This is a genomic window from Sphingobium agrisoli, assembly GCF_041877245.1.
GTDB lineage: Bacteria > Pseudomonadota > Alphaproteobacteria > Sphingomonadales > Sphingomonadaceae > Sphingobium.
On the sequence record NZ_JBHDJI010000001.1, the window covers coordinates 153183 to 165579 of the forward strand.

Below are 12397 nucleotides of genomic sequence, written 5' to 3' on the forward strand. Positions count from 1 at the left end.
ACAATCGGGAAACGATGTTACGCCAATATGAACTTGTCGAGCGGGTGAAGCGCTACGATCCCAATGCGGACGAAGCGATGATCAACCGCGCCTATGTGTTTTCGGTCCAGAAGCACGGGAGCCAGAAGCGCGCCAGCGGCGACCCCTATTTCAGCCACCCGATCGAGGTGGCGGGCATCCTGACCGACTTCAACCTAGACGACCAGACGATCGTTACCGCCCTGCTGCACGACACGATCGAGGACACGCTCGTCACCCATGAGGAGATCGAGGCCGCCTTCGGCCCCGATGTCGCCCGCATGGTCGACGGCGTGACAAAATTGTCGAAGATCGAGGCCATGTCCGAAAACGAGCGGGCGGCGGAAAATCTCCGCAAGTTCCTGCTCGCCATGTCGGACGATATCCGCGTGCTGCTGGTCAAGCTCGCCGACCGGCTGCACAATATGCGTACGCTGCATTTCATTAAGAACCCGGACAAGCGCCGCCGCATCGCCCGCGAGACGATGGATATCTATGCGCCGCTCGCCGAGCGGATCGGCATGTATGACTTCATGCGCGAAATGCAGCTCCTGGCCTTCCGCGAGATCGAGCCGGAAGCCTATGACAGCATTACCAAGCGTCTGGAGCAGCTGAAGGAAGGCGGCCATGACAAGGTCGACCGGATCGGCGCGGAGCTTCACCTCCTGCTCGCCGGCAAGGGGCTGTCGGTCACCGTCTCGGGCCGCGAGAAGCATCCCTACAGCATCTGGAAGAAGATGCAGGAGCGCCATATCAGCTTCGAGCAGCTGACCGACGTGATGGCATTCCGCGTCATCACCGAAAGCGTCGAGGATTGCTACCGCGCGCTCGGCATCATCCACCAGACCTTCAAGATGGTGCCCGGCCGCTTCAAGGATTATATCTCCACGCCCAAGCGCAACGGCTACCAGTCGCTGCACACCACCGTCATCCACCAAGACAATGCCCGGATCGAGGTGCAGATCCGCAGCCGCGCCATGCATAATGACGCGGAACTCGGCCTCGCCGCCCACTGGGCCTACAAGCAGCAGGGCGACGCCGCCGATCATCACGCCGCCTGGCTGCGCGACCTCGTCGAAATCCTGGAGCAGAGCCAGGACGCCGACGAGCTGCTCGAACATACCCGCATGGCGATGTATCAGGACCGCATCTTCGCCTTCACCCCCAAGGGCGAGCTGCACCAGCTGCCCAAGGGCTCCACCCCGGTCGATTTCGCCTATGCCGTCCACACGAGCCTTGGCAACCAGACCGTCGGCGCGAAGGTCAACGGCCGCGTCGTGCCGCTGCGCACCTCCCTCGAAAATGGCGACCAGGTTGAAATCCTGAAGTCCGTGGGGCAGGAGCCGCAGCCCGGCTGGCTGACCTTTGCCATCACGGGGAAGGCGCGCGCCGCCATCCGCCGCTATATCCGCCAGAAGCAGCGCGGCGAGGAGATCAAGCTCGGCGAGAAACTCTATGAGGAGATTGTCGGCCGCTTCTCGCCCGACCTCGCCAAGGAACTGGGCGACAAGGCGCTGGCCGCGGCATTGAAGCGCCTGAAGCTGGAGGATCGCGCCGCGCTCATGGTCGCCATCGCCACCCACCGCGTGCTCGACCATGAGGTGATGGAGGCGCTCGTCCCCGGCTCCACCACGGCCGAAGGCATGGAGGAAGCCCATCCGCGCCAGCACGAGCCCGTCTCGATCCGCGGCCTCACCCCCGGCATCGCCTACAGCCTCTCCGATTGCTGCCACCCCGTCCCCGGCGACCGCATCGTCGGCGTGCGCCGCACCGGCGAGCCGATCGAGGTCCACACCATCGACTGCCGATCGCTGGAGGTCGAGCAGGACGACGACTGGGTCGACCTTGCATGGGACGGCAAGTCCAAGGGCGGCACCGCGCGCCTCGCCGTGATCGTGAAGAACCAGCCCGGCGCGCTGGCCGCGGTCGCCAACGTCTTCGGCGCCACCAAGGCGAACATTCTGAACCTTCAGCTGGTGAACCGCGAAGGCCCGTTCCACACCGACATCATCGATTTGGAGGTGGCGGACGCGCAGCATCTCAACCGCATTTTGTCGGCACTAAGGGCGCTGGAGACGGTGGTGCAGGCGGATCGGGTTTGACGGGGGCATCGATGAGAGCCGGTAGCCCTGACTGCCATGTGCAGCCTGTCGATAAGATGAGCGCGGCGTAACCGAAAACCGCCATGTTGTGTGGTTGCGGCGGCATGTTCGTCGGCATCGACCGCACCAGCGGGTTCGCTGCCACCCCTCTCGTCGGCAAAGCCGATCGACGAATGGCGGGGGAGTTCGTCCAGCACCTGTTGAAAGCGGTTCCCTACTGCATCCTCAAAAATCTGGCGGGTCATGGCCCCGGTTCGCTGACCAGCCATGCCATCGCACCATAGCGTTCCCGCGCGATGGACCGAGCGCCAAAGCAGTTCGTTTTGCCATTTCGGCACATCAGGACATTTTACTACAAGCTGCTTCCGCGAATTGGCAGAATCTGTCTTCGAAGCAACGTTCGCCCCGGCAATTCGCAAGGATTAGCCCGTCCATCCTGCGCTAGAATCCGGCCCGGCGAGACTTGGAATCGGTCGGCCGCAATCTTGTGGGCTTGACCGCAATGTCTCAAAGGATGAGTCGAAATGGATGATGCGAACGGTGCCCGGATACTTCTGCAAACCCTGATCGACCTCGGGGTGGAGGTCATATTCGGTTACCCCGGCGGTGCGGTCCTGCCGATTTATGATGAACTGCTTCATCAGGACCAGATCAGGCACATCCTCGTGCGACACGAGGCCGGGGCAGTGCATGCCGCCGAAGGTTATGCCCGTTCAACAGGCAAGCCGGGGGTCGTGCTCGTCACGTCCGGACCGGGCCTGACCAACTGCGTCACGGGCCTTGCCGATGCCTATATGGATTCGATTCCGCTGCTTCTCCTCAGCGGTCAGGTGCCCACGCACCTTATCGGCACCGATGCCTTTCAGGAATGCGATACCGTCGGCATCACCCAGCCCTGCACCAAGCACAACTATCTGGTTAAGGATATCCGCCAGCTCGAAGCAGTCCTTCGGGAGGCATATGCCATTGCCGGAACGGGGCGGCCGGGGCCTGTCGTTGTCGACTTGCCGCGTGACGTTCAAGTCAAGCGCGCCGCTCCGCAACCGGCGCGCAGTCGATGGACCCGGGCATCCTACGAGCCTCCCCTTGCCCCGCACGCCTCCGCCATCACCCAAGCCGTCGCCATGATCGAGCAGGCAGAACGGCCCGTGCTCTATACGGGCGGGGGCGTCATATGCTCCGGCCCATCGGCCAGCGAACAGTTGCGCGAACTGGCCGCGATGCTCGACGCGCCGGTAACCTCGACGTTGATGGGGCTGGGCGCGTTTCCTTCCTCGTCGCGCCGTTGGCTCGGGATGCTGGGGATGCACGGCACGTATGAGGCCAACCTGGCGATGAACGAGGCCGACCTGATCATTGCGATCGGAGCCCGGTTCGATGACCGGGTGACGGGCCGGATCGATGCCTTCAGCCCCACGTCGCGCAAGATTCACATCGATATCGACCGCAGTTCCATCAACAAGAACGTCATGGTCGATCTGGCCATCGTCGCGGATGCGGGCGCAACGCTCGAAGCGATCAACACGGCGCTGCGCGCAGGAAAGCGGCAGCGGCGCTCGCTGGCGCGCTGGTGGGACCGGATTGAAACATGGCGCGATATGAATTGCCTGGCATTCGATGACGGCGTGCTGGAAATCATGCCGCAGCAGGCGCTCCGGTGCCTGGGGCGAATGGTTCGGGATCGCGATCCGATCATCGCCACCGATGTTGGCCAGCATCAGATGTGGGCGGCGCAACATCTGGGGTTTGAAGCGTCCAACAGATGGCTCACCAGTGGCGGCCTTGGCACGATGGGCTATGGCCTTCCCGCCGCGATCGGAGCCCAGATCGGCAATCCACAGGCACTGGTTATCGGAATCACAGGCGATGCTTCGTTTCAGATGAACATGCAGGAAATGGCGACAGCCGTTCAATACCGCCTGCCGATCAAGATGTTCATGCTCAACAACCGGCATCTCGGCATGGTGCGGCAATTACAGGATGTCGGTTATGGCGGCAGATATGCCGAAAGCTATTCGGACGCCTTGCCCGACTTCGTGACCGTTGCAGAAGCCTTTGGCTGGCATGGAATCCGGATCGATGATCCCGAGGCGCTCGGGGCCGGTTTGCAGGACATGCTGGCATGTGCCGGGCCCGTGCTCGTCGACTGCCAGGTCGCCAATCTCGAAAATTGTTATCCTATGATCCCAAGCGGGGCCGCGCATACGGAGATGCTGCTCGGAAAGGCCGAAAGCCGCGAAGACGCGCTTATGCTCGACGCCTCTCTCGTTTGACGAACCATCGTGGTGCGGTTGAGGGACGGATTCTACCGTTAAGACGGCTATGCTCAGGGCAGCCGGTCTGCACAACTTTGGATGTCGTTTGGAATTGGAAGATTATCGCTCACACTGGCGTATAGCCTTACAAAGCCATGCTTTACGAAGTCGATTTGTGGCATATCATGCCTTCTATCGTTGATGCAGGAATTGGCGAACATGAACATAGACGAGCTGGACCGCCGCATGCTGATCGAATTGCAGGGCGATGGTCGAATGACGAACCAGCAGCTTTCCGAGCGCGTGGGCCTTTCGCCCAGCCCGTGCCTCAGGCGGCTGAAGAATCTCGAGGGAAATGTCATCAAAGGATATGTGGCGCTTGTCGATCCCGCCAGCGTCGGGCTGGGCGTTACCGGCTTTGTCCGGGTTCGGCTCGACCGGCAAAATGATGGTTATCTGGCCGAATTCGAACAGGCCGTGGCCCGGTTCCCCGAGGTCATGGAATGCTATCTGATGACGGGCGACGCGGATTACCAGTTGCGAGTGGTCGTCCGCGATCTCGCCGCATTCGAGAATTTCCTGCGTCAGAAGCTGACCAAGCTTGTCGGGGTCGCGCAACTGACGACCAGTTTTGCCCTTCGCCCCGTCATTTATAAAACCGCACTGCCCATCTGAGTTTCGTCCGCCGACATGGCGAGAACCCCTACATGAAGATGCAAGCCGTGCGGGCATCATCGTGACTAGAAGGAAAGCGGGGCATTGTCCTTGACCTCCTTCATGACGAAAAACGTCCGTATTTGCCGGACGCCGGGCAGAGCGATGAGCGTCCTGCCGTGCAGCGCATTGAAATCGGCAATGTCCTTGACGCGTATCTTGAGCAGGTAATCAAAGTCCCCCGCGACCAGGTGGCAGTCGAGCACTTGCTTGAGGGACAATATGACGGTCTCGAATTCGGTGAAACTCTCAGGCGTCGACCGATCCAGGACGACACCCACCATGACCAGCGTACCGAGATCGACCTCCGCAGGGGCTACGCGGCCACGAACGTCGAGGATATAGCCCTTTTCGAAGAGCCGTTGGGTTCGCCGGTGGCAGGTCGCCGCGCTCACATTGACCCGGTTTGCCAGTTCGGCGTTGGTCAGGCGGCCCTCGCGCTGCAGCGCGCGCAGGATCTTCAGGTCGATCCTGTCTAAACCTTCTGTGGAAGATTCTTCCGTTTTTGTCATAGCTATGTCCGGCTCTGTCCTATCATGGCGGAATATTCCGTACCTTACGACAGGCCTATGTCAAAGATTGAAAGCACCTTCCATGCAGTTCTGGGTAATGTGGGGGCGCAACCCCGCCTGGAGGCATTACATGTCCCTACTCGAGAAGTTCGACCGCTATCCCCTCACCTTCGGTCCCACCCCGATCGAGCATCTTCCCCGCTTGAGCGAAGCGCTCGGCGGCAAGGTCGAAATCTATGCCAAGCGAGAGGATTGCAATTCCGGGCTCGCGATGGGCGGCAACAAGCTGCGCAAGCTCGAATATATCGTGCCGGATGCGTTGGCATCGGGCGCCGACACGCTGGTGTCGATCGGCGGCGTCCAATCCAACCACACGCGCATGGTTGCGGCGACGGCCGCGAAGATCGGAATGAAATGCGTCGTGATCCAGGAGAAATGGGTTCCGCACCAGGATGTGACATATGATCGCGTCGGCAACATACTGATGACGCGGCTGATGGGCGCAGACAGCCGGCTGGTGGACGATGGCTTCGATATCGGCATCCGCAAGAGCTGGGAGGATGCGATCCAGTCGGTGATCGACGCCGGCGGCAAGCCCTACGCGATCCCCGCTGGCGCTTCCGTGCACAAATTCGGAGCACTGGGCTATATCGGCTTCGCGGAGGAGGTGGCGCATCAGGAGGCGGAACTGGGCTTCTCCTTCGATTTCATTGTGGTATGCGTGGTCACAGGGTCCACGCAGGCTGGAATGATCGTTGGTTTTGCAGCGCAGGACCGCGCGGATCGAGTAATCGGGATCGACGCGTCGGGGACGCCGGAACAGACGCGAGCGCAAGTCCGGCAGATCGTCGACAGCACGGCGACTCTCGTCGGCCTTGGCCGGGGCGTGCGCGAAGACGAGATCGTCATCAACCCTGATTATGCCTATCCGGCATATGGTGTTCCGTCTGACGAGACCAACGCGGCGATCCGCCTGGCGGCGCGCACGGAGGCGATGATCACCGACCCCGTTTATGAAGGCAAATCCATGCAGGGCCTCATCGACCTAACGCGCAAAGGCTTTTTCCCCGAGGGATCGCGCATTCTCTACGCCCATCTGGGCGGTGCGCCGGCGCTGAACGGCTATGGCTATTATTACAAGGACGGCTGACCCCCGAAGAGACATCGCAGGCGGCGCGGCGCGGCGTACCGGCGCCCGCCGTCCGGCCCATCAGCCACCCTTGCGGCGGTCAAGGAACGCCGCCACGCCCGCCTCAGCCTCGGGCCCCGAGAAGACCGACCGCACATAGCGATCCTCGACCGCGAGACCTTCGTCGGTCACCTGCGCACCGGATGCCGCCAGGCAGGCGCGGATCGCCTCGACCGCGACCGGACTGTAGCAAACCACTTCGCGGCCAAAGGCCATCGCCGCTGCGACGACATCCTCATCCGGCGCGACCGTCCGATGGATCAGGCCGATGGCGACGGCTTCGTCCGCGTCGATGTTGCGCCCGGTCAGCATCATCTCCTCCGCCCGCGCGCGTCCGACGATGGCGGGCAGGAACTGAGTTCCGGCATAGGCGGGTAGCAGGCCGAGTTTCACTTCGGGCAGGCCGAGAAGGCTGCTCGTGACGGCGATCCGAAGGGTGCAGGCCATGGCCAGTTCCAGTCCGCCGCCGAGCGCAAGGCCGTTGATCGCGGCGACCGAGACCAGCGGGGACCGTGAGAGCCGCACGAACAGGTCTCGCGCCATCGCATTCTTGGTCAGGCGCGCGTCCATCGGCATGCCCTGCATTTCGGCAAGGTCGGTGCCCGCGCAAAATGCCCTTTCCCCTGCCCCGGTGATGACGAGCAGACGGGCCCCCTCGCCTTCCAGGCGGTCGAGGCAATCCGACAGGCCCATCAGCACCGCCCGGGTCAGCGCGTTGAGCTTCGCGGGCCGATGGATCGTGAAGATCGCGCCGCTTTCTATCGTTTCGACAGAAAATTGACCGGGGTCGGTCACCGGTTGGCCTCCGCCATCCAGAAGGCGCCTGTCCCATGATCCCAGGTGCCAGGCGTCAGCCCTCGCTCGCCAATCTGGCGCAGCGCGGCCCGCTTCACCTTTTCGGTTTGCGTCTTGGGCAGGTCTTCATACAATTCGAAATAGCGGACGGTGAGCGTCCGAGGCAGCTTGTCCAATATCGCTTCGGCCAGCACCGCATGATCGCCCGGTTCGCCCGGAACCAGCTTCAGGCAAAGCTTGATTTCGTCCTCGTTGATGTCCGAGGGCACGGCAATAGCCGCGCATTCCAGAACCGCCGGATGCGACAGAGCGACCTGCTCGATCTGCTCGGCGGATATGTTGACCCCGCGCCTGCGGATGCGATCACCGCTGCGGCCCAGGAAATAGAAATAGCCTTCCCCGTCGCGGCGGGCGCGGTCGCCGGTTCGGAACCACAAGTCCCGCCATGCGCCGACAGTCTGTTCCGCATCATTATAGTAACCAAGGAACATGACATTGGGATAGCGCGGGCGGACGAAGATTTCGCCATCGGTGCCGTCCGGGACGGGGAAACCGTCTTCATCGGCGATCTTGATTTCGAACAGCCCCGATTCCTTGCCGCAGCTTCCCGGACGGCGCGCTTCGCCGCGCGGGAAATGCGTTACGACCGTCAATTCGCTCATATCGTAGATCGGCACGATGGTGACGCCAAAACGCTGTTCGAATTCGGGGTAGAAGCCCGCAGCGGTGTACATCCGCGTGACCTTGTGGTCCCGGTCGGCGGCGCCATCCGGCTGCTTCATCAGCAGCGGGATCAGCGGGTCCAGGATATGCGCGCGGGTCGCACCATATTCGTGCAGGTCCGACCAGTAGCGGCTGGCGCTGAACCGTCGCGCGACGATCAGTGTCGCGCCGGCGCACAGCGTCGTCAGAACGCCCATCACCGTCGCGAAGACATGGTGGAAGGGAAAGCAAGTATAATGGACGTCATCCTGCCCCAGTTCCAGCAGTTCGCCGACCTTGCGCGCGTTGGACAGCATGTGGCCATGGTCCATCATCACGCCCTTGGGCAGGCCGGTCGTGCCCGAACTGAACCGGATGGACGCCAGTCCGCGCGGATTGGAGGTCGGCAGGGCGCGCCCGCTGTCCCGTCCGGCCGCCTCCAGTTCGCGCAGGGGCACGGTGCGCGCCCGCTCCTGCGGCAACCGCCCGGCGGTGGCGAGATCGTCATACAGAGCATCGGGAAGGACGATCAATTCGATCTGGCTCCGCGCGTCCTTGCTCGCTGTCGCCAGCGCCGCGAGGCCATCGGCGTCAGCGAGGATCGCGGTCAGCAGGCCAAAAGTCAAAATATTTTCATTAATGCAACGGAGTTCGATATATGAAATAGCGCTCCGCCCGGCCCACGGCCTACGACGGTCTTGGGAGCCGGCCGTCGGCTCACCGCATGGGTGCAGCAGGCAGAATCCCAGCTTCCCAGCGCCGACGGTAGCGATACAAGGCTGACGTTTAACGCTCACAGGTCTTGGCGGCCAAACAGAACCGAGCTGCGATCGGCAACGATGCGCGGCGGGTGCCGGCGGAGCTGCCCCGCCCTGAAACACCGGCTTCTGGAATGTTTGGCGATCCCTACAAGGAGGGTGGTGGACAGGGCTGGATTCGAACCAGCGTACGGGAAACCCGGGCAGATTTACAGTCTGCTGCCTTTAACCACTCGGCCACCTGTCCAGTGCCTGACACGGGAGAGAAAGCCTCGCTTCCCGCGCTGGAGGCGGCTCAATGGCGAAAGGAGGCTTGCCTGTCAATGGCCTCCTGTGAAAAGAGCGTCCCCATGAAAAAGACGCATCGTTCCGCCAAGCCCAAGGGCAATCTTCCCCGTTTTTACGGCCGCCATGCCGTGACCGCCGCGCTCGCCAATCCCAATCGGGTCGTCCGCAAGATATGGGGCACGCGCGAGGCGATCAACGCGCTGGAGTTGCCGCCGGTGCTGCCAATCGTCTATTCCGACGTAGCCGACATGGGCCGCATGGTGCCGTCCGACGCGCCGCATCAGGGAATCGTCGCCGAAGTCGAGCCGCTGGACGATGTCTGGCTGGGAGATGTGCTGGAGGATGGACAGGACGACAAGAGGCCGATCCTGGTTCTGGATCAGGTGACCGACCCGCATAATGTCGGCGCGATTCTGCGTTCGGCGGCCGCGTTCGACGCGCTGTGCATCGTGACGCAGGATCGCCATGCACCGCCCGAATCGGGCGTGCTGGCGCGCGCGGCGTCGGGCGCGCTGGAGGTGGTGCCCTGGGTGCGGGTGGTGAACCTTTCCCGCGCGCTCGACGAGATTGCCGAGGCAGGTTACTGGCGCATCGGCCTGGACGGCGACGCCGACACGGTGCTGGCCGACGCGATCGGGGAATCGCGCGTGGCGCTGGTGCTGGGGGCCGAGGGCGAAGGGCTGCGCCACAACAGCATGGCGCATTGCGACATTATCGCTAAACTGCCGATCAGCCCGCGCATGGAGAGCCTGAACGTCTCCAACGCCGCGGCGATCGCCCTCTACGCCGCAACCTGCCGGTAGCGGCCGGGGGCCGTTTGGGGGAACGGCCGATGGCATATCTGTTTCGCACGCTGGGGGCGCTCGCCGCGCTGATCGGCCTGTCCGCCTGCCTGGTGACGCCGGGAAAGTTCGAGTCGACCCTCGACATCCGCGCCAACGGCCATTTCGCCTTCGCCTACAAGAGCGAGATCATCGCGTCCGAAAGCGGCAAGGAAGGCGTCACCCCGGTGGAAGCGGACGGCGAGGCGGAGGCTGGCCCTGCCCTGCTTCAGATCGCGGCGAAGGACGAGGATTTCGGCGCACCCGACGAAAAGGACGAGCACGCGCAGATGGTGGCGATCCCGACGCGCTGAGCAAGGAAAAGGGCTTCCGCTCTGCCCGCTACGTCGGCGCGCGCAAGTTCGAGATCGACTATGCGATCGAGGGGACACTGACCCACGCCTTCCTCTTCCCCTTCAACATCGACGCGCAGATCGTGCTGCCTTTCGTCGCGGCGGAACTGCGGAGCGACGGACGCGTGCGGGTGAAGGCACCCGGATTTTCCAACGGCTTCGACAAGAGCCAGGGGCCGGCGGGAATGGGCGGCGGCGGGCCGGATGCGGCCAAGGCGCTGGACGGGCGCTTCACGCTGACCACCGATGCGGAGATCGTCAGCCAGAATCAGGAGGATGGCGCCCAGGCGGACGCTCGGGGCAAGCGGATCGTCTGGACGATCACGCCCCAGACGAGCGAAGCGCCGATGGCGGTGCTGCGGCTGGGGCGGTGATCCCCGCTGTCGGGTTCGCCCCTCAGTCTTCCGGCGCGATGGTGACGCGCAGGCCGTCGAGCGCATCGGTCAGGGTCAGCTGGCAGGACAGGCGGCTGGCGTCGGTGCGGTGGTCGCTGCTGTCGAGCAGATCATTCTCGTCCTCGCTCATGGCAGGAAGCGCGCCGGCAAAATCGGGATCGACATAGACGTGGCAGGTGGCGCAGGAGCAGCAGCCGCCGCACAGGGCGAGCAGCTCGTCAAAGCCATTGTCGCGGATGACCTCCATCACCGACAGGCCATTATCGCCATCGACGGCCTGTTCTTCACCCGCACGGTTGACCACGATCAGTTTCGGCATCTATCCAAACCCCTCATACTTTCCCCGCCGCTCTGGCCGAGGGACGCCGCGAAATCAAGGGCTGGAAACGCTGCCATGGTCACCACCGTCGAACAGTTGCGCGCCAGCCTGGACGCGATCGCGGGCATCGAGCCGGGCTTCGTCGCCGCGCTGGGCCGGGTGGGCTATCCCGAGCCGCGCGTGCGCGCGCCCGGCTATGAGACGCTGCTGCGCACGATCGTGGGGCAGCAGGTGAGCGTCGCGGCAGCGGCGGCGGTGTGGCGCAAGCTGGAGGCGGAACTGGGCGAAGGCTGCGCACCCGAAACGCTGCTGACGCGGGATTTCGATGCGCTGCGGGCGTGCGGCCTGTCCCGCCAGAAGCAGGGCTATGCGCGCAGCCTCGCCGAACTGGTGGTATCGGGCGAACTCGACCTTCATGCGCTGCCGCAGGATGACGAGGATGCGATCGCGCAGCTTGTACGAATCAAAGGTATCGGTCGCTGGTCGGCGGAAATCTATCTGCTGTTCGCCGAGGGCCGGCCCGATATCTGGCCGGCCGGCGACCTGGCGGTGCAGATCGAGATCGGGCGGATGTTGGGCCTGCCTGAGCGACCGAGCGAGAAGACAGTCCGCGCCCTGGCCGAAGCCTGGCGGCCCCATCGCGGCGCGGCCGCGATCATGGCCTGGCACCATTATAATCAGGGCGCGGACATGCTTGCGAGCTGAGACGGCGTTGCCTCAACTATCAAGCCGCCGCCCGATCAGCGCGTCGAGCGACCAATTTCCGGCGCCTTTGGCAACCAGCGGCAGGAGCAGGCCGGCCCAGCTCAGATGGGTGGGCCAGGCATCGGGATAGACGAAAATCTGGATCACGGCGGTCATACCGAGCAGCGCCAGCGCGCTGGCCCGCGTCGCAAGGCCGACGGCGAGCAGGGTCGAAAACAGATGCTCCGAATAGGTCGCGGCATGGGCGGCGATCTCCGGCGGGATCAGGGGCAGAGCATATTCGGTGCGGAACAATTCATATGTGCTGCCTGTGATCGTCAGCCACCCTTCCACCTTGGTCCGGCCGGACAGGAAGAAGATAGACGCAGCGCCGAGCCGCGCGACCAGCAGCAGCAGCGGATCGGGCAGAAAGCGGGCGGCAAGATCGGCGGCGCTGCGATAGTGCGCGGTCGCGTGCGACATGGCAGGTCT

General features: G+C 63.4%; 12 protein-coding genes, 1 tRNA gene and 1 pseudogene. 8 read left to right on the forward strand and 6 right to left on the reverse strand.

Features of this window, described 5'->3' with window-relative positions:
- The first annotated feature begins 14 nt into the window (after positions 1-14).
- The 4 genes from ACETPF_RS00700 to ACETPF_RS00715 all read left to right on the forward strand — a co-directional run bounded on the left by ACETPF_RS00700 (position 15) and on the right by ACETPF_RS00715 (position 5050).
- Positions 15-2120: a RelA/SpoT family protein gene (locus tag ACETPF_RS00700; protein ID WP_373932350.1), complete on the forward strand. Its 2106-nt coding sequence runs from the start codon at positions 15-17 to the stop codon at positions 2118-2120.
- A 104-nt stretch (positions 2121-2224) separates the two neighbouring features.
- Complete coding sequence (locus tag ACETPF_RS00705) at positions 2225-2404, forward strand: hypothetical protein (protein ID WP_373932351.1); 180 nt, start codon at positions 2225-2227, stop codon at positions 2402-2404.
- A 240-nt stretch (positions 2405-2644) separates the two neighbouring features.
- The gene (gene ilvB, locus ACETPF_RS00710; protein WP_373932352.1) at positions 2645-4393 is read left to right on the forward strand and encodes a biosynthetic-type acetolactate synthase large subunit; all 1749 of its coding nucleotides are present in this window, start codon (positions 2645-2647) and stop codon (positions 4391-4393) included.
- A gap of 201 nt (positions 4394-4594) precedes the next feature.
- Entirely contained in the window at positions 4595-5050 is a 456-nt protein-coding gene (locus ACETPF_RS00715; protein ID WP_373932353.1) for an Lrp/AsnC family transcriptional regulator, read from the forward strand.
- A 65-nt stretch (positions 5051-5115) separates the two neighbouring features.
- Here ACETPF_RS00715 and ACETPF_RS00720 read toward each other — a convergent pair whose 3' ends face one another.
- Positions 5116-5601, reverse strand: a complete 486-nt coding sequence (locus tag ACETPF_RS00720) for an Lrp/AsnC family transcriptional regulator (RefSeq protein ID WP_373932354.1) — start codon at positions 5599-5601, stop codon at positions 5116-5118.
- A 130-nt stretch (positions 5602-5731) separates the two neighbouring features.
- On the opposite strand from ACETPF_RS00720, the gene ACETPF_RS00725 reads away from it, so the two are divergent.
- Positions 5732-6751: a 1-aminocyclopropane-1-carboxylate deaminase gene (locus ACETPF_RS00725; RefSeq protein WP_373932355.1), complete on the forward strand. Its 1020-nt coding sequence runs from the start codon at positions 5732-5734 to the stop codon at positions 6749-6751.
- 60 nt (positions 6752-6811) lie between these two features.
- Here ACETPF_RS00725 and ACETPF_RS00730 read toward each other — a convergent pair whose 3' ends face one another.
- The 3 genes from ACETPF_RS00730 to ACETPF_RS00740 form a co-directional block, all read right to left on the reverse strand.
- Positions 6812-7585, reverse strand: coding sequence for an enoyl-CoA hydratase/isomerase family protein (locus ACETPF_RS00730; protein WP_373932356.1), 774 nt, complete (start codon positions 7583-7585; stop codon positions 6812-6814).
- On the reverse strand, positions 7582-8913 hold the full coding sequence (locus ACETPF_RS00735) for an AMP-binding protein (protein WP_373932357.1): 1332 nt from the start codon (positions 8911-8913) through the stop codon (positions 7582-7584). Before ACETPF_RS00735 ends, ACETPF_RS00730 begins: the two co-directional genes overlap by 4 nt.
- A 292-nt stretch (positions 8914-9205) precedes the next feature.
- Positions 9206-9292, reverse strand: a tRNA-Tyr gene (locus tag ACETPF_RS00740).
- A 103-nt stretch (positions 9293-9395) separates the two neighbouring features.
- Between ACETPF_RS00740 and rlmB the strand changes: the two genes are divergently transcribed.
- A complete protein-coding gene (gene rlmB, locus ACETPF_RS00745; RefSeq protein ID WP_373932358.1) occupies positions 9396-10136 on the forward strand; it encodes a 23S rRNA (guanosine(2251)-2'-O)-methyltransferase RlmB in 741 nt (246 codons plus the stop codon).
- A gap of 29 nt (positions 10137-10165) precedes the next feature.
- Positions 10166-10881, forward strand: a pseudogene (locus ACETPF_RS00750) (hypothetical protein).
- Positions 10882-10903: 22 nt separating this feature from the next.
- Here ACETPF_RS00750 and ACETPF_RS00755 read toward each other — a convergent pair.
- Complete coding sequence (locus ACETPF_RS00755; protein WP_373932359.1) at positions 10904-11221, reverse strand: 2Fe-2S iron-sulfur cluster-binding protein; 318 nt, start codon at positions 11219-11221, stop codon at positions 10904-10906.
- Positions 11222-11296: 75 nt separating this feature from the next.
- On the opposite strand from ACETPF_RS00755, the gene ACETPF_RS00760 reads away from it, so the two are divergent.
- Positions 11297-11926 (forward strand): DNA-3-methyladenine glycosylase family protein, encoded by a 630-nt coding sequence (locus ACETPF_RS00760; RefSeq protein WP_373932360.1) that lies wholly within the window; start codon positions 11297-11299, stop codon positions 11924-11926.
- Between the two features lie 12 nt (positions 11927-11938).
- Here the strand turns inward: ACETPF_RS00760 and ACETPF_RS00765 are convergent, their stop codons facing one another.
- On the reverse strand, positions 11939-12388 hold the full coding sequence (locus ACETPF_RS00765; protein WP_373932361.1) for a DoxX family protein: 450 nt from the start codon (positions 12386-12388) through the stop codon (positions 11939-11941).
- Positions 12389-12397: the final 9 nt, after the last annotated feature.

Coding starts and splice junctions, on each gene's coding strand:
- ACETPF_RS00755 (WP_373932359.1), bottom strand. CDS start 11,221: ATGCCGAAACTGATCGTGGTCAACCGTGCGGGTGAAGAACAGGCCGTC.
- ACETPF_RS00720 (WP_373932354.1), bottom strand. CDS start 5,601: ATGACAAAAACGGAAGAATCTTCCACAGAAGGTTTAGACAGGATCGAC.
- ACETPF_RS00725 (WP_373932355.1), top strand. CDS start 5,732: ATGTCCCTACTCGAGAAGTTCGACCGCTATCCCCTCACCTTCGGTCCC.
- ACETPF_RS00760 (WP_373932360.1), top strand. CDS start 11,297: ATGGTCACCACCGTCGAACAGTTGCGCGCCAGCCTGGACGCGATCGCG.
- ilvB (WP_373932352.1), top strand. CDS start 2,645: ATGGATGATGCGAACGGTGCCCGGATACTTCTGCAAACCCTGATCGAC.
- ACETPF_RS00700 (WP_373932350.1), top strand. CDS start 15: ATGTTACGCCAATATGAACTTGTCGAGCGGGTGAAGCGCTACGATCCC.
- rlmB (WP_373932358.1), top strand. CDS start 9,396: ATGAAAAAGACGCATCGTTCCGCCAAGCCCAAGGGCAATCTTCCCCGT.
- ACETPF_RS00705 (WP_373932351.1), top strand. CDS start 2,225: ATGTTCGTCGGCATCGACCGCACCAGCGGGTTCGCTGCCACCCCTCTC.
- ACETPF_RS00765 (WP_373932361.1), bottom strand. CDS start 12,388: ATGTCGCACGCGACCGCGCACTATCGCAGCGCCGCCGATCTTGCCGCC.
- ACETPF_RS00715 (WP_373932353.1), top strand. CDS start 4,595: ATGAACATAGACGAGCTGGACCGCCGCATGCTGATCGAATTGCAGGGC.